This window comes from Alkalimonas amylolytica (assembly GCF_900107845.1).
GTDB lineage: Bacteria > Pseudomonadota > Gammaproteobacteria > Enterobacterales > Alteromonadaceae > Alkalimonas > Alkalimonas amylolytica.
The window spans coordinates 44,405-66,021 of the sequence record NZ_FNRM01000012.1; the positions used below are offsets into that span (position 1 = coordinate 44,405).

Below are 21,617 nucleotides of genomic sequence, written 5' to 3' on the forward strand. Positions count from 1 at the left end.
TAAAAATCAGGCGTTATGATTTTTCAGCTTGGGCATTGCCAACTTGCTGTTCCGGTTGGGTCACTGCTGACTGTTGTTTGGCCAGTCGCTTTTCCCAGAAGGTTGCATTCTTAATGCCCAGTTTCACCGGATCAAAGGTAATGTCCCCACCGGTTTTTTGCTGTTCTTCGTAATCACGCAGACAGAGAATTGCTGGCTTGGCGACAAAGAAAATCGCCAGAATACCAACAATGTTGATCCAAGCCATTAAGCCAACACCGATATCACCAATGTCCCAAATATACCCTGCCGCGTTCACCATGCCATACGACACCATCGCCATAATGACAATCTTTACTACGAACAGCGGAATATTGTTCTTAAAGTGACGGTTCAGATAAGCTACATTGGTTTCCGCAATGTAGTAATAAGCCAATATGGTGGTAAAGGCAAAAAAGAACAAAGCCACACCAACAAAGCCCTGGCCAAAGTTGCCGAACACACTGAACAGCGCCATCTGAGTAAAGGCCGGCGAGCCTATTTCAGTGGCTGCATCAATGTTCTGTACAATGAAGCTACCATCGGTCAGCTCACCGACCACATTGTATTGTTGCGTGATCAGGATCATCAGTGCTGTCGCGGTACAAACAAACAAAGTATCGACATAAACGGAAAAGGCTTGCACCAAACCTTGCTGAGCTGGGTGATCAACTTCAGCTGCCGCAGCCGCATGCGGGCCAGTACCCTGACCGGCTTCATTTGAGTAAATGCCCCGCTTCACACCCCAGCCAATGGCAGCACCGAAGCCAGCCTGAGCAGTAAAAGCATCGGTAATAATCAAGGCAAAAATGCCCGGCACTTTGTCCATATTCAAAAACACAATGATCAAGGCCATTATGATGTAGCCCAGCGCCATAAAGGGCACCACGATTTGAGTAAAGTTGGCGATGCGTTTAATACCACCAAAGATGATAAAGGCCAGTACGATTAGAATCACGGCCAGTGCAACCAACTTATTACTGCCAACTTCACCGAAGCTGGTGACCACCATATTGCCGTCGCCAAAGACCTGGGTAAAGGCATTGCCAACCGCATTGGCCTGCACACCCGGCAGGAAGATACCACAGGCGATGATGGCGGAAATAGCAAACAGGATCGCCAGCCATTTTTGGCCCAGACAACGCTCAAAATAATAAGCCGGACCACCACGGTATTGGCCGTCTTCTTCAACTTTGTAAATTTGCCCTAAGGTCGACTCGGCATAAGCAGTACTGGCGCCAAGAAAGGCCACCACCCACATCCAGAAAATGGCGCCAGGGCCACCAAAACCGATAGCTGCCGCGACACCTGCAATATTACCTACCCCAACCCGGCCTGATAAGGAGACAGCTAAAGCCTGGAAGGAGGAGATACCTTTGGAGGAGGCGTTGCCGCTAAAAAGCAGCTTGCACATTTCTTTGAAGTGACGGACCTGGGCGAAGCGAGTCAGAACTGAGTAAAACAACCCTGCCCCAAGACACAGATAAATCAAGGCATTGCTCCAGATAATGCCGTTGACTGCGCTAACAAAAGCTTCCATGAGATTCCCCTGAAACCATTGATTTTTTTATTGTACGGAAGCGCTACTCTGCCATAGAATAGGCCTTTGTACCAGAGGCACTAAGCTTCAGGGCGCCTGAGGCGCCCTGAAATTGGTGGTTAAGCTTTGGTACCGTATTTATCCGCCAGGTACAGCCAGGTTTCAACCACAGTATCCGGATTTAAGGACACACTGTCGATGCCCTCATCCATCAACCAGGCGGCAAAGTCATCGTGATCCGATGGCCCCTGACCGCAAATGCCGACGTACTTTCCTTCGGCTTTACACGCCTTGATCGCCATGGACAGCAGCAGCTTGATAGCTGAGTTACGTTCATCGAACAAGTGTGCAATCAGCCCACTGTCTCGATCTAACCCCAGGGTAAGCTGAGTCAGATCGTTGGAGCCAATGGAAAAGCCATCGAAATACTGCAAAAACTCTTTGGCAAGCAGGGCATTGGATGGCAGTTCGCACATCATAATCAGACGCAGGCCGTTATCACCGCGTTTCAAACCGTGTGCTGCCAGCAGCTCAGTGACTGCCTGGGCTTCGTCCAGGGTGCGGACAAAAGGAATCATGACTTCGATGTTGGTAAAACCCATCTGATTACGCACCCGCTTCAATGCTTCGACCTCAAGGGCAAAGCAATCACGAAAATCTTCGGAGATATAACGTGAAGCGCCACGAAAGCCAATCATCGGGTTTTCTTCATGCGGCTCGTAACGCCGTCCACCAATCAGATTGGCATACTCGTTCGATTTAAAGTCCGACATCCGCACAATCACTTTTTGTGGCGCAAAGGCACACGCCAGAGTGGCAATGCCCTCCGTCAGTTTGGCAATGTAAAACTCGGTTGGGCTGCTGTAACCTGCCATCAGCTGATCAATACTGGCTTTGGTTTGATGGTCTTGTTGCGAGTAGTTTAGCAGCGCTTTAGGATGCACCCCTATCATGCGGTTAATGATAAACTCAAGCCGCGCCAAACCAACACCGGCGTTAGGAAGCCGGGAAAAGGCAAAGGCCCGCTCTGGGTTACCGACGTTCATCATGACCTTCATCGCCAGCTCCGGCATGCTGTTCACATTGGTACTTAGCAGTTTGTAATCCAACAGGCCCTGATAGACAAAACCCGTATCGCCTTCTGCACAGGAGATGGTAACTTCAGCGCCATCCTGGATTTTATCAGTCGCATCGCCACAACCAACCACGGCAGGGATGCCCAGCTCGCGGGCAATAATGGCAGCGTGACAAGTACGGCCTCCACGGTTAGTGACAATTGCAGCAGCCCGTTTCATAATGGGCTCCCAGTCCGGATCGGTCATATCAGTGACCAGCACATCGCCGGGCTGAATTTGATCCATCTGATGAATGCCATCCAAAACCCGAGCCACACCGGAGCCAATGCGCTGGCCTATGGCGCGGCCTTCTACCAGTAAAGGGCCAGTTTCGTTCAGCTGAAAACGCTCTAACCGGGTTTGATCTTCACGGCTTTTCACCGTTTCTGGTCGGGCTTGTACTATGTACAGCTGACCATCAACACCATCTTTAGCCCATTCAATATCCATCGGCCGCTGATAATGCCGCTCAATGATCATGGCTTGATGCGCCAGTTGCTCGATTTCGGCATCGGATAAAGAAAACTGGCGACGTAGTTCGGCGGGCACATCCTCTACCACTACTTGCTTACCATGCCCCTGCTCGTTGGAATAAACCATTTGCACCAACTTACTGCCCAGGTTACGTTTTACCACGGCCGGCCGGCCAGCTGCCAATGTTGGTTTATGCACATAAAACTCATCCGGGTTCACTGCCCCCTGCACCACCATCTCACCCAAACCAAAGGAGGAGGTAATAAAGACCACATCGTCAAAACCAGATTCGGTATCCAGGGTAAACATCACGCCGGAGGAAGCACAATCCGAGCGCACCATACGCTGAACGCCAGCTGATAGCGCTACGCCACGATGATCATAGCCCTGATGCACCCGATAGGAGATAGCACGGTCGTTAAACAAGGAAGCAAACACATGCTTGATGGCAACGATTACCGCATTGTACCCTCGGACATTAAGGAAGGTTTCCTGCTGCCCTGCAAACGATGCATCTGGCATATCCTCAGCGGTAGCCGATGAACGCACAGCAAAGGATAAATCTATGCTTTGATCCGGGTGCAGCTGCTGATAAGCCCCCTGAATGGCCTGTTCAAACTCGGTATGAAACGGGGTATCAATAATCCACTGCCGAATTTCAGCGCCGGCTTCTGCCAACTGTTGGACATCGTCCACGTTCAGGCTATCCAGGCGCTGATAAATACGCTCATTCAGGCCGCTTTGCTCCAGAAATTCATTAAAAGCATCGGCAGTCGTGGCAAAGCCACCCGGCACTTGTACACCGGCCCCTGCCAGGTTGCTAATCATTTCACCTAAGGACGCATTCTTGCCACCGACCTGTCCAACATCCTGCATGCCAAGGTCCTGATACCAGCTGACGTAGTTTTGCACTGTGATTCTCCATGGTTTGTAGCAAGCTTGGTAAACTTACATTCTGGGTTACAGAATAATTTTACACCCTGACGAAAGGCAAATAAACTGTTGAGAAAAAGCAATTTTGTCATAGGCTATAATAAAGCGATTGAAGGAGCTCATGTGCGCACCGCATTTTATATCTCAGATGGCACTGCCATTACATCCGAAGTATTCGGCCATGCCTTGCTGTCGTTGTTTCCGGCCGAATTTGAGCACGTCACGATTCCATTTATAGAAACGGTGGCCCAGGCGCAGCAAATGAAAATTGTGATTAACGATCGCTATGCTGCTACAGGCCAACGCCCTTTAGTTTTTCAAACCTTTGTTGATGAGGCATTGCGCGAGGTGATCCATAGCAGCGATGGTGTTTGCTACGATTTTCTGGACACCTTGGTGCCCTCGGTGCAAAAAGAGCTGGGGATCGATCCGGTACCGAAAACCCATCGCACTCATAGCATGCATGAAAAAACTTACGATTACCGCATTGACGCAGTTAACTATGCGCTGGCTAATGACGATGGTTCCAATATGAAGGATTTTGATAAAGCGGATCTGATTTTGGTAGGTGTTAGTCGATCCGGTAAAACACCCACCAGCCTATACCTGGCATTACAATACGGCATCAAAGCAGCCAACTACCCTTTTGTAGACGAAGACATGGACAGATTAACGCTACCGGATGTGTTGAAACGCAACAAAAATAAACTCTTTGGTTTGACCATCAGTGCAGATCGTTTAAGTGATATCCGGCAGCAGCGGCGGCCAAACAGTCGCTATGCATCTCTGGCGCAATGCCGGTTGGAGCTCAATGAAGTTGAACAGCTGTATCGGCGCGAGCAAATTCCATTTCTAAACTCATCACAATTATCGATCGAGGAAATGGCGGCTAAAATTCTGGCAATCACCGGGCTAAAACGACACCGTCATTAAAAAAGCTCTGGCATTGCCAGAGCTTTCATTACTAATTTTTGGCCAAAAATGACTTAAACAGAGCCAGTTCGAAGACTATCAGCTATCAAAAATGCCAGCTCCAAAACCTGATCAGAGTTGAGGCGTGGATCGCACTGAGTAAAGTAACGTTGCGCCAGATCCTGTTCGCTTAAGCCATAAGCACCCCCAGTGCATTCAGTAACATGCTCTCCGGTCATCTCAAGATGGATACCGCCAGCATGAGTCCCCTCCGCCTGATGCACGGCAAAGAACTGCCGGATTTCACGCAGGATGGCTTCAAAATCACGGGTTTTATAATTGTTACTGGCTTTGACGGTATTGCCATGCATCGGATCCGAGCTCCAGACCACTTTACGGCCTTCACTCTGAACCCTACGTACTAACTGCGGTAGCTTATCAGCCAGCTTATCGGCGCCCATACGGGTAATCAGTGTCAGACGGCCAGCTTTATTGTCCGGGTTCAGGGCATCAATCAAACGGATCAGTTCATCGCCATCAATGCCAGGGCCAATTTTTACACCTACCGGGTTGTGAATGCCGCGGAAAAACTCGATATGAGCATGATCCAGTTGCCGGGTACGCTCACCAATCCAAACCATATGGGCGGAACAGTCATACCAATCTCCGGTCAGTGAGTCACGACGTGTCAAAGCTTCTTCGTAATTGAGCAACAGCGCCTCATGCGATGTGTAGAGCTGAGTTTCACGAATTGATGGCGCCGTTTGTGAGGTAATGCCACAAACCTCCATAAAGCGTAAAGCTTCCTGAATGCGCTGAGAAATATCCTGATAACGCTCTTTCAGTGGATTGCTCTCAACAAAGCTCATATTCCAGCGGTTGACTTGATGCAGGTCGGCTAGACCTCCCTGAGCAAAAGCCCGAAGCAAATTCAGCGATGCAGCTGAGTGATGATAGGCAGTAACCAGGCGGTTTGGATCCGGCTCGCGCGCTTCTGGGGTAAACTCCGAGGAGTTAATGATATCACCGCGGTAACTAGGCAGGCTTACACCATCAATAGTTTCAAGGTCACTTGAGCGCGGCTTAGCGTACTGACCGGCCATCCGAGCCACTTTTACTACAGGGCTTCGGCCGGCAAAAGTCAGTACCACGGCCATCTGTAGCAAGACTTTAAAGGTATCGCGAATTTTAGGAGCATGAAAATCAGCAAAGCTTTCTGCGCAATCTCCGCCTTGCAGCAGAAAAGCATCACCATTGGCAACTTGCGCCAACTGACTGAATAAGTCACGGGTTTCCTGGGCAAATACCAATGGTGGATATTTTTGTAATTGCTGCTCAATTTGAGTCACCAGGGCGGTATCCTGATAACTTGGCTGCTGCTGGATAGGGAAGTTTCTCCAGCTTTGCGGCGTCCATAAACTCACGTGTTTGTCCTCATTGCTTCGCTTAATTTCTCTGGCTACAAAGTAAATTTATTACCAGAGAAAAGCAATCTTTACGGCTAAATAAAGTAGCTATAAGCTATTCCAGTATATTTCACCGTTTGCCTGAATGCTCACGTTGCAATTGCTCCAACAAAGCAGATGCACCCTGTTCAATTAAATCCAGCACACGCACAAAACCACGGGTACCGCCATAATATGGATCTGGCACCTCCTTGCCGTCATTAAAATCCGGATGATGCTTTAAAAACAACGAGATTTTATTTTGGTATTCAGCTGGACAGCGTTGTATAAGGTCCCGCAGGTTCTGTAAATCCATGGCAAAAATATAATCATAATAGGCAAAGTCGCTGTCTTTGACCGACCGTGCAGATATACCATCAAAACTATAGCCACGTTCAATGCCAACCGATTGGCTTCGCTGATCTGGCAAAGCGCCTTGATGATAGGCACTGGTCCCTGCCGACTCTACTTCAACCTTAAGACCACGCTTTTTGGCCATATCCCTGAAAACGGCATGAGCAGTGGGTGAACGGCAAATATTACCTAAACACACAAACAGAACTTTTAGCATACATAACCTGACTAGCTTACATTTTGCCTATTTTACCATGAGGCAACCTTATTCAGAATCTTTACGCATGTTTTGGCCGGATTTTGTTAAATCGGATTTAAGGCTTGCAAAAACTAGGACATAAGTTCAATATTTCACTATACGTATTAGTAACTTTGACCTAGGGGTGTATAAGGCAATTTATGGATCCATTTAATCGGTTGGTCGTAATCACGGATCGGGAAAAAACATCAAATCTATCGCTGCTGGCTGAGTCCGTTCATATCAAGGTAGAACAAATGACACGGTCAGAGTTTGAACAAAAAAGTATTCGTAGCAATTTACTCATCGCTTTTCCATTTGTTGGTCGTCAGTTGGGTAAACGAGGCATACCTGATGAGCTTATGCAATGTATGGCAAAAGGAGCTACTTTTCTATACCAAGCTGAGAGAAGCCTGGTAGATCCTAGTTTTTCGCTAAATATCGGCCTTCGTGGCGTTGTGTATCGGGATGAACAGTTGGATCGGGTCCTTAATGCATTAAAAGCGATGATGGCAGGTGAGTTGTATTACCCTCGTACCGTGATGTCAGGTATGGTTGATGAGGTATTACAGCAACGCTTTAAGCAAGGTTTTAATACCGATGCACTAAGCGCTATCCAACTGTTGACTCGTCAGGAAAAACGGATTATTCAACTGGTCGCTGAAGGCTCCAGAAATAAAGAAATAGCACTGGCTCTCAATATCAGTGCGCATACAGTGAAAGCACATTTGTCTTCGATTTTTCGTAAGACGAAATCAAGAAACCGGGTTGAACTACTGCGTTGGATCCAACAGTCAAACCCGGCATACACCTCAGATTCGGTTATAAACTAATCGTTCGGCTGAAACCTTGCAATCGGATGGTACTAACTCCCGCCTGAAACCGTACTTGTACCATCCGAAGAGGCAGAGCCAGGACGCCAGAAACCGCGTTGCACGCCTTTTTCTATCAGGTCAGCGACCGCAGTTTCCATGGCCTGACGAACTGAAAATTGAACTGGTTCATTGGTAGAAAACCCCGTCTCCATTTCAGCCAACCTATCAATAGCAACATAACGAAACAAACCGGCACGCATTTCATGCGAGAACACTTTTTTAGTGGCTGATACAGACAGCAAGACCTGACCTGTATGCACATCGATGGCCCGTAAATAGACGGTCACTTGATCTTCACGGAATAATTCGGATGCCCCTATGCCAAAGTACTCTACCCCAAAACCGCCGGTGGTCAGATTTGTTTCGTAACTTATAATACCACCCTCGAACAGCAACCTGGCTTCACGAAGGGGGGGAAGCTCTTGACCACTTCGGCTGGAACCATGAATTTTACGCTCCGTTAGCAGATTTTGTAGTCCCTCACGCTCCAAAGGTGCAAACCAACCAGTATCCAGCAGGATCTGCGTTAACATGGAAGTACCACCTTGTGTTACTGCAGTGGAAAAGCTGGATACATTCGCCTGAGGCTTGTATTGGCCAGTCTGATCACGAAACGAATAGACAGAGACAGGAATTGCATGCTGTGGCTTTGGCTGCTGCCACAGCTGCTGCATCAGACTGCTTGGCTTATCCACTTCAGCTGGGCTGATGTGAAAACGAGGTTTTGGCATCGCCGAGCAACCCGCCAGCGAAATCAGAGCGGCAAGAATGATGAACTTCTTCATGCTTAACCACCTATGCTTGGAATAATTAAAATCGTGATTTCACCAGTCAATTGATTGGTAATTTCTACGCGTATACTACCATCGGTACCTGAGCTCACATTGACTAAGAATTCGCCGGTATCATAGATGCCATCAACCAAATCTCCATCAGCAATCCGCCTGGTGAGTGTATTAATGATATTGCGCTCTAAAGCCTCTCTAAACTTATCAACAAAGTTTTTTTCTACTCGGCCAGGTTGATGGATTTGTGCTTTTTGCAACAAGAAAGCCCCATTCAGTGGGTTACCGCCAAAGCTTGGGTTAATAGGGGTATAAACCAACTCAGTGCCATGAGCAGCGCTCATAAAAAGAGTTAAGAATAACAACTTATACTTCATGGTCATTCCTTTAAAATAATTCTTCGGTTGGCTCGCCAAGTATACGGTCGGCCTGAATTCTGGCAAGCTCAGTAAGGCTCTGAAGTACAGCCTGTTCCGCAGTTTCCTTTACATCATTGTAGCGTCTGCCAAAGTAAGTCTGATAAATCCGTCGGTCATTCATTTCGACCCACAATACAGTTCCAGCCTGAGGGTAAACCTGTTCATAGATCACTACAGTGATATTGTCCGTTGCTGGTATATCACGCCAATAACCTGAATAGTAAAAAACGAAGTCTTTACCAAAACGAGTCACCGTGCGGTCAAGCACCAACCCTCCCAGCGTAATATCTCTGGAAATGCTCTGAGGTGTGAAAGAGGCAACAATATATAACAGCAGATAAATTATTATTTTCATAAGGGCATAAAGGCGGCCTAAGCCGCCTGTTTTACTGCTTAAACCAATTAATGTTGAATCACAGTAGCTGTATTGAAGTCACCCACCTGAGTGACAGACATCACATTTCCCGCACCCATCTGTGAACCCATGACCAGGTTATCATTCCCCATTTGCGTGATGGAGACCAAACCGGAATTGCCTCCTTGAACAAACGAAGGTCCTGCATTGCCAGTCACCCAGTTGCCAGTGCCCATTTGGGAAATACTCATTACATTGTCACTGCCAGCCAGAAGTACATCAATTAAGTTGAAGTCACCTTGTTGCTGTGCCGTGAATTGCTGATTTAACAGAAGCCCGCCATCACCTGTGGCAATAACTTCATTGAAATCACCGGACTGTTCAATCGAAAACTGATTATCAGCCCCGACAAACTCAACATAAGCAAAATTATCAGCGCCATCCTGATTTATTTCGATGACATTGTCAAAACCAAAATCAACATTGCCCAGCGCGAAGTTTCCGCTCCCATCTTGCTCAATCACGATGGTGTTGTTGTAACCAAAGGCTGCAGCACCAGCGTAATTAAACTCCCCGGAACTATGAATAAAGGCCTGGTTCATACCGCCATCCAGCACAACTTCCCCGACATTTTGGCTGCCTTCCTGATAAATCTCAATATCATGACCGTCACCAAAGGTTGCGAAGAAAGCTATATTTTCGTTGCCTTGCTGCCATACATCGATCAGGTTGTCATTGCCAGTTACACCAATGGGCGCATCAACTTCGTTCGCAACACCTTCTTGCTGAACCCAGATGGTATTTTCAACACCAGCCAAAGGCTCTAAAATAAAAACGTTTTGAGCTCCGTCCTGATAGACATCGACCAAGTTGCCTTCCCCACTTACATCAAAGGCAATAAAAGCGTTGTCCGAACCAAATTGTTGAATATAGAAGGTGTTGTTATCGCCATTCACGCCAACCACACCCCCAACGTTACCGTCGCCGTATTGCTCAACTTCCATGATGTTACCATCACCGAACAGCTGAAACATGCCAGATTCGTTAAAGCTGCCTTCCTGGACGCTAAATAACTCATTGTTATTGCCAGTAAAGCCAGCATTAGTCCAGTTTGCGTCACCTTCCTGAATAACTTCAACAAAGTTGGCGTCCCCTGCTAACACAATAGTTGCTTCATTCTGGTCGCCGTTTTGGAACACAGCAGCATCATTCACATCACCTGAAATTGCAATTTCAGCCACATTCCAGAAGCCATCTTGAGTGACCGTCGCAGTGTTTTCGTTACCGGCGATATCTACAAAAGCGATGTGCCAATCATCCTGTTGTTCAACACGAATCCAGTTATCCTCACCAACGCTGAAGGCAAAAGCTTCATGCCAAACACCATCTTGATTCACCTGAGTATCGTTTAAAGCGCCATCTTGTTCGACAATTGCCAAATTAATGTTGCCGCTTTGCTCAACATAAGCTTCATTACCTTCAATAGCACCTGCTACGGATGTCTGCAAAACCAAGGCTTCGTTATCGGCAAATGCTGTTCCCGTAAGTGCCAGCGCAATAGCCACTCCCAAAACGTGTTTACGTGGATTTTTAAAACTCATTGTTATTCTCCAGTCATTATTGTTTTTACTTTCATGTATTTAATACTGCACAACCGACAGTTCCGCATTGTTACCAATTTGTTGAATGCTAAAGCCAGATCCGCCAAACTGCTGGATTTGGATCAGGTTAAAGTCTCCTCGTTGCAATACATCAACCTGATTTAATGAGCCGGCCTGGGCAATTTCAGCACGATTACCAACACCCATTTGACGGAGTACCAATTGATTCAAATAGCCAGCCTGCTGCAACAAAGCGACATTGCTCTGACCCAACTGCTCTACCAGCATCGCATTCATAGAACCGTTTTGCTCCAACACAACTTGATTTGCCATTTGCTGGCGCTCTAACAACGAGGTCAGAGGCAAAGACAACTCAGCTGAAAGCCAAGGGCTGAAAAACAGGGCGCTCAATAAGAATAATTTTGCGTTTGTTAACAAGTGGGTACATCCTTTAAATCTTAGATACCAACCTAAACTATAAGATTCACAGCATGCTGCAATTGGATGAAAGAGTTATTTTTCTTAAGCATACAACTAATTCTAAAACAATATTTACACTATAAAACAATTAGATACACTCATTTGATTTACATCAACCCCCCAGTTAAGACTAGTACATTCATACTAATTTCACTGTTGCTAGAGTATATTAAATCTAATTTATGGTATTGATTACTTGTGCTAAAAAAAAGCGCAACTATTTATTATAATGAAAAAAATAAGGTGCTAAATTATGCGACAACTCAAAAAACTGACCTTGGCTGTTTCGGCAGCTCTGGTCGCTGGAAGTGTGATGGCTGCGCCGCAACATGCAGCTGATGACTCCATCTTAGTCGTATTTAAACCAGGCGTAGGTAAAGCAGAGCGGGAAATGGTAATGCGCCGTTCTGGTGTTTCATTGCGCGAGCTGGATGCAGAAGGTCGTGATATCCGCATGAAGCATGTTGGCGATGGTCGTATCGCGAAAGTTCGTTTACCGAGCGGCGTGCATCGTGATCAGATGATTAAAAAGCTGAGCCAGCATCCCGCAATAGAAATTGCAGAGCCGAATTACATTGTCCAGCCGTTGGCTTCACCCTTATCTCCAAATGATCCTCGTTTTAATGAGTTATGGGGTTTGCATAATACCGGTCAAAGTGGCGGTACTCCAGGTGCTGATATTAGTGCCTTGGAAGCATGGCAAACCACAACTGGTAGCCGTGACATTATCATCGGTGTTATTGATACTGGTATGGATTACAACCATCCGGATTTAATTGCGAACCGTTGGGAAAATGATGGTAGCTACCCTGGCCATCAGTTCGGCTGGTCCACCTTGAATGCCAGTGGTGATCCTATGGATAGTGGCAGTCATGGTACACACGTAGCAGGCACTATTGGTGCGGTAGGTGATAATGGCGTTGGTGTTGCCGGGGTGAGTTGGAATGTCACCTTGATCCCATGTCAATTCCTGGGAGCTGGTGGTGGTTCAACCGCTGGTGCCATTGAATGCATCAGTTATTATACCGACTTGAAACTGAACCATGGTGTCGACGTCAAAGCAACCAACAACTCCTGGGGGGGGGGTGGCTTTTCCGAGGCCTTGAAGATGGCCATTGAGGACGGTGGCGATGCTGGTATTTTATTCATTGCGGCTTCCGGCAATGATGGGCGTAATGCCGATCAGTTTCCGATGTACCCAGCCGCATATGACTCAGATATTATCGTTTCAGTAGCTTCAACTGATCGCAATGACAACTTGTCTGGATTCTCAAATTATGGTTTAGCTAGCGTTGATCTGGGCGCTCCTGGCTCTGCCATTTTATCGACCGTGCCAGGTGCTGGCTATTCAACCTTTTCAGGCACTTCCATGGCATCGCCGCATGTCGCTGGTGCAGCTGCTTTGGTCTGGTCGTTAGATCCAAATATCCCTGCTTTGCAAATGAAAGATATCCTGATGCAATCTGGGGATGCTCTGCCTGCATTGGATGGCCGTACCGCTTCAGGCAAGCGTTTGAATGTTGCCCGTGCCTTGGAAGAGGCTGATCCGGCACCTGGGTTCCGCATGAACCTGGATCCGCGTAATCAGGAAATTGTCGCTGGTGACCAAACCTCATATACCCTTGAGTTCAGCTCCGTAGCTGGCTGGAATGATGAAATTCAGCTCTCTGTTGAAGCAACCCCTGCATTAGCGGGTGTTAGCTTTTCATCGGATCTGGCATTCCCTGGTGATGTTGTGAGTCTATTGGTAGATACCAACGTAGATACGCCATGGGGCCCCTATCAATTTTTGATCACAGCGACCGACAGTGCAACAGGAGATTTGGTTCGCCAGACCACGGCCAACCTGAATGTGATGCCGCAAGGTTTGATGGACTTCCCGTATGAAAATACCACGCCAATTGCTATCCCCGATAACAACTCTGCTGGTATTCAAAGCATTATTTCTGTCGCTGAGTCAGGCCATGTGTTTGGTGTTGAAGTGGGTGTGAACATTACCCATACCTGGCGTGGTGACTTGATTGTGCGCCTTACTTCACCAGAAGGCACCGTGCATACCTTGCATAACCGCACCGGTGGCAGTGCTGACGACCTGATCCAAAGCTGGGAAGTCGATGTTTATAATGGCGAAGCCATGCAAGGTGACTGGACTTTATTTGTCTCAGACAATGCAGCGCTGGATACCGGTACACTCAATAGCTGGAATCTGACGCTGACGGCATTACCAGATGGCGATATCGTTGATCCGGATCCTGAGGCACCAGTGGCTGGCTTTAGCTATGCTGCATCAGGCCTGATGGTAAACTTCAATGATCAGAGCAGCGAAGGTGATGATGCTATTGTCAGCTGGGACTGGAACTTTGGTGATGGCAACAGCTCATCACAGCAAAACCCGTCGCATTTGTACAGCGCCGCTGGTAGCTACCATGTCACACTGACGGTAGCCGATGGCAATGGCATGACCGACAGCACCTCGCAAACTGTGGTGGTAAGCGATGTGATCAGCTCTATTGACCTGTGGGTTCATCGCGCGCAGCAAGCCCGAACAGGCTCCAGCATCGTTGATCTTCGCTGGTCTGGTGCCGAAAGCCGGGTCGATCTGTATCGTGATGGCATCAAGGTCGCTACCCTTGAGAATCAAGGCAGCTACCGTGATCGCTTCAACACCTCAGCCAACCAGGTGGTGTATAAACTCTGTGCTGAAAACACAGAGCAATGCTCAGCAGAAATTGTGGCGCAGTTTTGATTAGCCATACATCGTAAAGCATAGAATCAAAGGCGACCACTTGGTCGCCTTTTTTATTAGGCGGTAACTTGCTATCTTACAGTATCCAGAACATCTTGTTTAAGGAGCTATTGTGCTCGCAGAGTTTCAGACCATAGAACACCATCTGAACCGGATTATCCTTGGCAAAGAAGCGCAAATTAAGTTAGCGCTTTGCTGTTTGCTGGCCAAAGGTCACCTGTTGCTGGAAGACTTACCTGGCATGGGCAAAACCACGCTGGCTCATGCCCTGGCGGATAGCCTCAGTCTTTCTTATCGTCGGGTACAATTTACCAGTGATTTGTTACCAGGCGATCTGCTGGGAATGAGTATCTATGATACACGCTCCCATCAGTTTAGTTTTCAACCTGGACCGGTGTTCAGCCATTTACTGCTGGCCGATGAGATCAACCGTGCCAGCCCAAAAACTCAGAGTGCCCTGCTCGAAGCGATGGAGGAGCAGCAGGTGTCCATCGATGGTAAAACCAGAGCTCTGCCCTCGCCTTTTTTTGTGATCGCTACCCAAAACCCACTGGATCAATCCGGTACGTCCGCTTTGCCCGAGTCGCAGTTGGATCGTTTTTTAATGCGCTTATCGCTTGGCTTTCCTGATAGAGCAGCTGAGTTTGAGTTGCTGGACTCCGATCGCGGTCAATCCAGATTAAAGCTGCTACAGCAACAACTGAGTATCGAGCAACTGATGGCTTTGCAAGCCAAGGTACCTCATATCCATGCTTCGGAAGCCTTAATCAACTACCTGCTGGATCTGGTTGCTCATAGCCGGCAGCACCCGGATATGCTGCCCTTATCCCCGAGAGCGGCCAAAGCCTTACTGCAGGCAGCCAAAGCCTGGGCTTTGCTGCAGGAGCGCGACTATGTGACTGCGGACGATGTTCAGGCAGTATTTCCCAGTGTCACTGAACATCGACTGGATCCCAAATCACGTGCTGCACAACCGCGCTGGAGTTTGTTGTTATTGCGTGAAACGCCTTGTGCCTTATAGGATCATTCAGCTGTGGCTCAAATGACTGCGATACTCCGACAAAAGCTGCGTCAACGCCTGCAGCACTGGCTGGCGAAAAAGTTTACTGACAATACAAATTTTCAGTTAAATCACAGCACCTTGCTGGTGTTTCCCACCCGCTATGGCTTTTGGTTTGTGGCCTTGATCGTACTGCTCTATTTACTGGGTACCAACTACCAGAATAATCTGATTTTACTCTTGGGTTACCTGCTACTTAGCGTATTCATACTGAGTATCTGGTTTGCCTGGCGAAACCTGGCTGGCTTAACCATCCAGGTTTCACCGCCAGCAGCGACGTATGCCGGCCAGCAAGTCCAGTTGCCACTGACGGTGCAGCAGCAAGGCTCTTATCAAGCCGTCCAATTTGCTTTTGCTACGGCGAAAACCAAAGTGAGCTCTAGCCAGCAAGCCAGCCTGCAATGGACGGCCATAAAAAGAGGTCATTACCGGATAGACACTCTATTGGTTCAGACGGAGTATCCGCTTGGGTTGATCCGCTGTTGGAGTTATTTACCGCTGCAGCTGCATTACTGGGTTTACCCCACACCTATAGAGCCCAGCAGCACTTTGTCTACAGGTGTTGATACAAAACAGGATAGCAGTCAGCAGAACTCTGTAGAACTGCCTGATCAGTTAAAAGCTTACCAAGCCGGTGACTCAATTCGACGCTTGCATTGGAAACGGCTAGCACGCCAGCCAGACTCACCGGTTGTTAAAGTCTCCGAGCAACAACCGAAAGCCGATCCGCGTTGGTTGCAGGTGCCGCCATTGCAAGGGACTGCCCTTGAACAATGTTTATCCGAAGTGTGCTACCAGCTGCTGGAACTCGAAGCACAGCAATTGAGTTATGGACTGCGAACACCAGCCGGTGATCTGCCACTTGGTCAGGGTCAACAGCATCTGCAGCAATGCTTGCAAAGGTTGGCACTATGCTGAATCAGCAACGCTTTTTTCAGTTTGCCCCAGCCTTGCAACTGCTGCTGATCGTACTAATGCTGCCCGCCTGGCAAAGCTGGAGTCTTGCTATACTGTTAGTGCTCAATGCCATGGCCTGGTTGCAGGCTTACCAGAAAATTCCGGTTCTGAGCCTGCGGCTGGTCAATGTGATCGCAGCTATAACGGTGGTTATTTTACTACTGGCCATCCGTCAGCTGGGCTCAATGCATTTTTTAATGCATATTTTGCTGCTATCAGCATTGTTGCGCTTGCTGGCGTTATCGAGACAAAGTGAAGCCCGCCAGTTGATTTGGGTGCAGTATTTTATTCTGGGCTGTAGTTTTTTATTTCACCAATCGATTGCCATGGCGGTGCTGATTTTTTCAGCCACAGCGCTGAACTTACTATTGCAATACTTGCTGTTTGCAGAGCAATTGCCCAGTCGGAAACAATTGGCTGCGGATAGCCGCTTTTTGCTGTTGCTGATCCCTCTTTGGCTTGGCAGTTTTTTGTTATTTCCCCGGCTGGCACCACTGTGGCAACTGCCAAATGCTCAACAAGCCACCACCGGGCTGGCCAATGAGATTGAGCCTGGCACCATTGAGCAACTGGTACAAAGCAATGCAACTGCTTTTCGAGTCCGGTTCGACTCGGAGCTACCTGCTCAGGCTGAGCGCTATTGGCGCGCCAAAGTATTTGAGCAGTTTGATGGCCGGCGCTGGTCGGTGCAGCAAAACTTCCATCGCTCTAGCCGGATACCCCGCCCCTCTGTTGAGCCAACCGAGCTGGTGCATTATCAGGTGATTGCCGAGCCGAGCTTTCAGCGTGCAGTCTTTAGCCTCGGTACACCTGTCCGCTGGGGGCAAGAGCTGGAGCCCTTAGCGGCCGGGCTGCTGCGCACCAACCGCCCGATCAGTCAGCGTATCAGTTATCAGCTGAGCAGTGCGCTGCAACCTGTGCCTTTAACCGATGACAATGAACGGCGCTGGAATATGGTGACCGGGAATCACAACGCAAGAAGCCAGCAGTTTGCTAATCAATTGCTGGCTAGCCATCCAGAGCCACATCACTTTGCCGGGGCCGTGCTGGAGCATTTTCGCCAGCATGATTTTTACTACACGTTAAATCCGCCTTTGCTTGGCCGTCATAGCGTGGATGACTTTCTGTTTGAAAGTCGGGCCGGTTTTTGCAGCCATTATGCCTCGGCCATGGCTTTGCTACTGCGTCAGGCCGGGATCCCGGCCCGGGTTGTGGGTGGCTATTTAGGAGGCGACTGGTACCCGGAACAACAGTACTTATTGGTGCGTCAGCGCGATGCGCATGCCTGGGTTGAGTACCTGGTGGATGATGTCTGGCACCCGGTGGATCCAACCGCTGCCATTGCGCCAGAACGGGTACTGGATGGTTTGGACAGCGCTTTATCGCCAGACGATGTGGCTCTGCTTAGTCGCTCCTTGTTTGGTGAGATGCCATTGTTTGCCCAGCTGCGGTTGCAACTGCTGCATCTGGATTACTACTGGTCGGTCTGGGTGCTGGGTTTTAATCAGCAGCGACAGGATGCGCTCTGGCAGTCGTTGCGGCAGTTTTTTAGCAACTGGCAGCAATGGCTGTTGGCACTATTGGTCGTGTTTGCCTTGTTGCTGGTGATGTTGGCAGGCTATACATGGCGGCGAAAACAACCGCCAAGCCTTGCTCAGCAGCTGATCAAGGCCATCCCCCAGTTAAACAGCAGGCCGCCGCAAAGCAGCCTTGGTCATGCCTTGAGCTTACTGGCTGAAAGGAACGCTAATGAGCAGCTTTTACTAAAGCAGATCGCCCATTGGTATGAACGGAGTGTCTTTGCCTCAGATAAGTCAGCAGAACAACGGCTGCTTCATCTGCTACAGCAGCAAAAACACCGCCTCAAAAAACTGAGCTCAATAAAACAGGGCAGTGAATAACTGCCCTTAAAATCAGCTAGTGGCGAATATCAGCGGCAGGACCTGGCCGCAAAGGCTCGGCTTTAAGCTCTTGGATGGGCTCACGCTGGACTTTGCCCCGCAGATAATCAATGGCAAAGTTAAGCTGGGCATCTTCACCGCGGAAGGTAGCTACAGGCATGTTGCGCACCTCGTAATCCGGTGCTACGCCATAGCCTTCAATGATATAGCGACCATCTATAGCAAACTGAGGCGTTTCTGCCACACGCGCCACCCCCCGATCCGTCAATAAATTGCGCCCAGTTAACCAGACACCGGCCCCGGCCGTACGCATGCCCACCAAAGGCCCTAGCTCCAGTGCTTTAACACCGGCGGCAAAGGTTTCACCATCCGAGTAGGTAAGCTGATCGGTCAATACCACCAAATGGCCACGAAACGCCTGTTGCATATTGGTGTAAGCCCCCCCCTGAGTCGGTTGCCAGAATGCCCAGGCCCGGCGCAGCAGTTTTTCGATGATCCAACTGTCAATGTTCCCACCACGATTGCGCCGTACATCAATGATCAGACCGTCTTTATCGACATTGGCATAAAACTCCCGGGCAAAATTAGCAATATCATTCGGGCCCATCGCGTACAGGTGCAGATAGCCGAACTGCCCTTGTGAAGCGGTTTGTACTTTAGCCGCATTGTTAAACACCCAATCCTGATAACGCAACTGATGATCACGGCCGGCATTGACCGGCACCGCCACCGTTTGCAGTCGATGATTGCCACGGCTTAAATCCAGCAGTACCTGGCGACCGACCTGGTTGCGCAGCTGCTGTTGCACATCTGCCACCGTTTGCACGGTACGGCCATTGACCGCCCGGATCAGATCGCCGACCCGCGCATCCACGCCAGGTTGCGCCAATGGCGCTGCCTGGGCTGGCAGCTCAGGATCGGTGCGATAAATATGAGCAATACGTACACCTGCGGCTGTGGTTTCAAGACTAGCACCCAGACTGGCAGCAGCCGGAGTTGGCCGTTGCGTCGGGTAATCGCCACCACGCACCTGAGAGTGCAGTGCATCCAGCTCGCCCATCATCTGAGCCAGTACATCATCAAGTTCATGGCGGTCGGAAACCCGCTCTACCAGCGGCAGATAGCGTGCCTTGGCATCCTGCCAGTCCAAACCACGCATGGTTTTATCAAATAAAAACTCGCGTTGCATCAGCCAGGCGTCACGGAACATCTGTTGCCATTCCTGCTTGGGATCCAGCGCCAACTGCCATTGCCTGCTGTTCAGCAGTGCCGAGCTCAGATCGGATGGCTCCCTATCACCGATATCCACCACATACATGGGGCCGGTGCCATTGCCCTGTTGTTTACGCAAGTAGAGTAACTTACCATCCTGTGATACTCGGTAATCAGCAATGGCTGAACCGTAGTGCTCTATTTTGGCATCCCGGTTATCAATTTTGATCACCTTGAGATCCGGGCTGGAGCCAGCATCATAGCTCCACTCCCGCACAAACAGGCGCTGCTCCGTCACGCTCAGCTGAGTGTAATTGCCAGCAACCACCGGCACCTGCCATAAACGCTGATTCAGCCCTTGCCAGTCGACCCGACTGACCGCTGCCGCTCTGCGGCCACGCCGTGCTGGCTCTTCCGTGCTAACGGCTTCGGCTATCGGTAACTCTGTCGGTGGCTGAAACGGGAAGGCAGCGCCCTGCTTCAGGCTGACGGCAAAAATTTCACTGCGCCGGTCAAACATTGGCCCCAGATTGCGGTCACCCCAGGGATGACCCGGCGTGGCCCTGAAATGACGGTTGGATAAGAAATACAGCCAGTTGCCGTCCGGGCTGAATGCCGGGGAAAACGATTCGTACTTGCTGCTGGTGATCAGCTGATGTTTTTGTTCTGCCAGCGAATACAACAGCACTTGACTGCGCTGTTGGCGGGTTTCCACATGCGTTAATGCAATTAGCTGGCTGTCGTGCGACCAGACAATATCGGCAAAAGGTGACAGACCAACGCCACCGCTAAATGCCAGTGTATTCTCCAGCGTTTGCAGGTTCAGCAACCAAAGATTACCGGCTTTATCGTCATGGGCCAGCCAGTTGCCATCTGGCGATAAAGCCAGTTGCCAGCGAAAGCCATTGCCGTCTTTGGTTAATTGCTTCGCTTCATCCCGGCCATCGGCAGCATAACGCCAGATCTCCAGCTCGCCGGTTTGGTCGCTGATGGCGTACACCCATTTGCCATCCTGGCTGAGGATGGCTTCTCGGATGCGGCTGTTGGCTGGGGTGGCAATTTCTACCAAACGTGCCGGCGATTTGGCGGCAATAGCCACCTTGCCACGCGCAGTAAGCACTACCTGATCGCCAAAGCCAGCGTAATGCGCACTGGTCAGGTAGTTCAGCGGTTGATCCAGCCAGCGCTCACGCTGATGCGGCCGGTCGGATTGAATGCTAAGCTCAAGCAGGCGATCCTCACCACTTTGCAGGTCCAGCAAATGAATATCGGCACCTAATTGATAGACGATACGGCCCTGATTCAGATAAGCCTGACGGACCTGCCAATCCTGGTGATGGCTATGTTGCTGCAAATCGCTGCCATCGGTTTGCATCGACCAGATGTTCGGATTGCCACTGGCATCGCTGACAAAATACACTCGCCCTTGCCACAGCATTGGATTACGCACCGAGCCCTGGTGTCCGGCACTGAGCAGTTCAGCTTCCTGGCCTGATCCTAGCCGATAGCGCCATAACTCACCCATAGCCCCACCGCGGTAGGTGCGCGCATTATCGCCGGTGGCTTGCAAGCCATGCTGCACAAAGTACAGCCACTGCCCGTCACTATCCAGTGCCCCTTCAATAGCATCTGCTACCGGTAAGGTTTCAGTTTTTAAGCTGGTGGGATCCACGGTTTTCAGTAACCAAAAATTAGCCGGGCCAGCCACATGATCAGTGGCATACAGCAGCTGGCCATCTTTGGTCCAGCCCTGCAGGCGCACCCGGCTGTTTTCAAAGGTAACCCGCTTGGCTACCCCACCGCTGGCGGCTTTTACATAAAGCTCTGGGGTTTGCTCGTAACTGGCGACAAAAGCCAGCCACTGACCATCCGGCGATAAGCGGGCCTGCGTTTCTTCGGTTGGGTGCGTGGTTAAACGATGGCCGCGTAAACTGGCTAAGTCGGCCTGCCAGATGTTGCCTTCCGAGGTAAACAGCAGGCTTTCTTGTTGCAGGGAGGGCGAGCGGAAATAACTATCGGATGCCAGGGCCCCGGTGGTGAATACAGCAGTAATGGCAAATGCCAGAGTGGTCTTTTTGAGCATCGCTTGGTCTTATTGTTAGCACAGAGTAAAACTACGCTACCAGAACCAAGGTCACACGGCCAGAATCAATGCGGCTAATTCAGCGTTTAAGAAGGTGGATGACAGGTCGAAACG

The 21,617-nt window shown here is 49.5% G+C and carries 16 protein-coding genes; 6 read left to right on the top strand and 10 right to left on the bottom strand.

Annotated elements, in window-relative coordinates; genetic code table 11:
• Positions 1–13: 13 nt before the first annotated feature.
• On the bottom strand, positions 14–1,558 hold the full coding sequence (locus BLW37_RS17100; protein ID WP_091345064.1) for an alanine/glycine:cation symporter family protein: 1,545 nt from the start codon (positions 1,556–1,558) through the stop codon (positions 14–16).
• Positions 1,559–1,677: 119 nt separating this feature from the next.
• On the bottom strand, positions 1,678–4,059 hold the full coding sequence (gene ppsA, locus BLW37_RS17105) for a phosphoenolpyruvate synthase (RefSeq protein ID WP_091345066.1): 2,382 nt from the start codon (positions 4,057–4,059) through the stop codon (positions 1,678–1,680).
• Positions 4,060–4,203: 144 nt separating this feature from the next.
• Between ppsA and ppsR the strand changes: the two genes are divergently transcribed.
• A complete protein-coding gene (ppsR, locus tag BLW37_RS17110) occupies positions 4,204–5,013 on the top strand; it encodes a posphoenolpyruvate synthetase regulatory kinase/phosphorylase PpsR (protein ID WP_091345067.1) in 810 nt (269 codons plus the stop codon).
• A 53-nt stretch (positions 5,014–5,066) separates the two neighbouring features.
• Here the strand turns inward: ppsR and BLW37_RS17115 are convergent, their stop codons facing one another.
• Complete coding sequence (locus BLW37_RS17115; protein WP_091345069.1) at positions 5,067–6,416, bottom strand: class II 3-deoxy-7-phosphoheptulonate synthase; 1,350 nt, start codon at positions 6,414–6,416, stop codon at positions 5,067–5,069.
• Between the two features lie 112 nt (positions 6,417–6,528).
• Positions 6,529–7,008, bottom strand: coding sequence for a low molecular weight protein-tyrosine-phosphatase (locus tag BLW37_RS17120; protein ID WP_091345070.1), 480 nt, complete (start codon positions 7,006–7,008; stop codon positions 6,529–6,531).
• Between the two features lie 182 nt (positions 7,009–7,190).
• Here BLW37_RS17120 and BLW37_RS17125 point away from each other — a divergent pair, with 182 nt between their 5' ends.
• Positions 7,191–7,862 (top strand): response regulator transcription factor, encoded by a 672-nt coding sequence (locus tag BLW37_RS17125; RefSeq protein ID WP_091345072.1) that lies wholly within the window; start codon positions 7,191–7,193, stop codon positions 7,860–7,862.
• A 32-nt stretch (positions 7,863–7,894) separates the two neighbouring features.
• On the opposite strand, the gene BLW37_RS17130 is transcribed toward BLW37_RS17125, so the two are convergent.
• The 5 genes from BLW37_RS17130 to BLW37_RS17150 are packed head-to-tail and all read right to left on the bottom strand — an operon-like array spanning position 7,895 to position 11,397.
• Positions 7,895–8,689 carry a CsgG/HfaB family protein gene (locus tag BLW37_RS17130; protein WP_091345074.1) on the bottom strand — a complete coding sequence of 265 codons (795 nt, stop codon included), beginning with the start codon at positions 8,687–8,689 and terminating at the stop codon, positions 7,895–7,897.
• A gap of 2 nt (positions 8,690–8,691) precedes the next feature.
• On the bottom strand, positions 8,692–9,072 hold the full coding sequence (locus tag BLW37_RS17135) for a curli assembly protein CsgF (RefSeq protein ID WP_171907665.1): 381 nt from the start codon (positions 9,070–9,072) through the stop codon (positions 8,692–8,694).
• A 4-nt stretch (positions 9,073–9,076) separates the two neighbouring features.
• Positions 9,077–9,463, bottom strand: coding sequence for a curli production assembly/transport protein CsgE (locus BLW37_RS17140; protein WP_091345078.1), 387 nt, complete (start codon positions 9,461–9,463; stop codon positions 9,077–9,079).
• A 47-nt stretch (positions 9,464–9,510) separates the two neighbouring features.
• Positions 9,511–11,064, bottom strand: a complete 1,554-nt coding sequence (locus BLW37_RS17145; RefSeq protein ID WP_091345081.1) for a hypothetical protein — start codon at positions 11,062–11,064, stop codon at positions 9,511–9,513.
• A gap of 39 nt (positions 11,065–11,103) precedes the next feature.
• On the bottom strand, positions 11,104–11,397 hold the full coding sequence (locus BLW37_RS17150) for a curlin subunit CsgB (protein ID WP_139243747.1): 294 nt from the start codon (positions 11,395–11,397) through the stop codon (positions 11,104–11,106).
• Positions 11,398–11,797: 400 nt separating this feature from the next.
• Here BLW37_RS17150 and BLW37_RS17155 point away from each other — a divergent pair, with 400 nt between their 5' ends.
• The 4 genes from BLW37_RS17155 (at position 11,798) to BLW37_RS17170 (ending at position 18,208) form a co-directional block, all read left to right on the top strand.
• Complete coding sequence (locus BLW37_RS17155) at positions 11,798–14,290, top strand: S8 family serine peptidase (RefSeq protein ID WP_091345085.1); 2,493 nt, start codon at positions 11,798–11,800, stop codon at positions 14,288–14,290.
• Between the two features lie 112 nt (positions 14,291–14,402).
• Positions 14,403–15,311: an AAA family ATPase gene (locus BLW37_RS17160; RefSeq protein WP_091345087.1), complete on the top strand. Its 909-nt coding sequence runs from the start codon at positions 14,403–14,405 to the stop codon at positions 15,309–15,311.
• Positions 15,312–15,332: 21 nt separating this feature from the next.
• Positions 15,333–16,268, top strand: coding sequence for a DUF58 domain-containing protein (locus tag BLW37_RS17165; protein WP_091345089.1), 936 nt, complete (start codon positions 15,333–15,335; stop codon positions 16,266–16,268).
• Positions 16,262–18,208: a transglutaminase TgpA family protein gene (locus BLW37_RS17170; RefSeq protein WP_171907666.1), complete on the top strand. Its 1,947-nt coding sequence runs from the start codon at positions 16,262–16,264 to the stop codon at positions 18,206–18,208. The genes BLW37_RS17165 and BLW37_RS17170 overlap by 7 nt, the downstream gene beginning before the upstream one ends.
• A gap of 16 nt (positions 18,209–18,224) precedes the next feature.
• On the opposite strand, the gene BLW37_RS17175 is transcribed toward BLW37_RS17170, so the two are convergent.
• Complete coding sequence (locus BLW37_RS17175; protein ID WP_091345093.1) at positions 18,225–21,503, bottom strand: S41 family peptidase; 3,279 nt, start codon at positions 21,501–21,503, stop codon at positions 18,225–18,227.
• Positions 21,504–21,617: the final 114 nt, after the last annotated feature.

Coding starts and splice junctions, on each gene's coding strand:
- BLW37_RS17100 (WP_091345064.1), bottom strand. CDS start 1,558: ATGGAAGCTTTTGTTAGCGCAGTCAACGGCATTATCTGGAGCAATGCC.
- BLW37_RS17120 (WP_091345070.1), bottom strand. CDS start 7,008: ATGCTAAAAGTTCTGTTTGTGTGTTTAGGTAATATTTGCCGTTCACCC.
- BLW37_RS17125 (WP_091345072.1), top strand. CDS start 7,191: ATGGATCCATTTAATCGGTTGGTCGTAATCACGGATCGGGAAAAAACA.
- BLW37_RS17130 (WP_091345074.1), bottom strand. CDS start 8,689: ATGAAGAAGTTCATCATTCTTGCCGCTCTGATTTCGCTGGCGGGTTGC.
- BLW37_RS17135 (WP_171907665.1), bottom strand. CDS start 9,072: ATGACCATGAAGTATAAGTTGTTATTCTTAACTCTTTTTATGAGCGCT.
- BLW37_RS17140 (WP_091345078.1), bottom strand. CDS start 9,463: ATGAAAATAATAATTTATCTGCTGTTATATATTGTTGCCTCTTTCACA.
- BLW37_RS17145 (WP_091345081.1), bottom strand. CDS start 11,064: ATGAGTTTTAAAAATCCACGTAAACACGTTTTGGGAGTGGCTATTGCG.
- BLW37_RS17150 (WP_139243747.1), bottom strand. CDS start 11,397: ATGGCAAATCAAGTTGTGTTGGAGCAAAACGGTTCTATGAATGCGATG.
- BLW37_RS17155 (WP_091345085.1), top strand. CDS start 11,798: ATGCGACAACTCAAAAAACTGACCTTGGCTGTTTCGGCAGCTCTGGTC.
- BLW37_RS17165 (WP_091345089.1), top strand. CDS start 15,333: ATGACTGCGATACTCCGACAAAAGCTGCGTCAACGCCTGCAGCACTGG.
- BLW37_RS17170 (WP_171907666.1), top strand. CDS start 16,262: ATGCTGAATCAGCAACGCTTTTTTCAGTTTGCCCCAGCCTTGCAACTG.
- BLW37_RS17175 (WP_091345093.1), bottom strand. CDS start 21,503: ATGCTCAAAAAGACCACTCTGGCATTTGCCATTACTGCTGTATTCACC.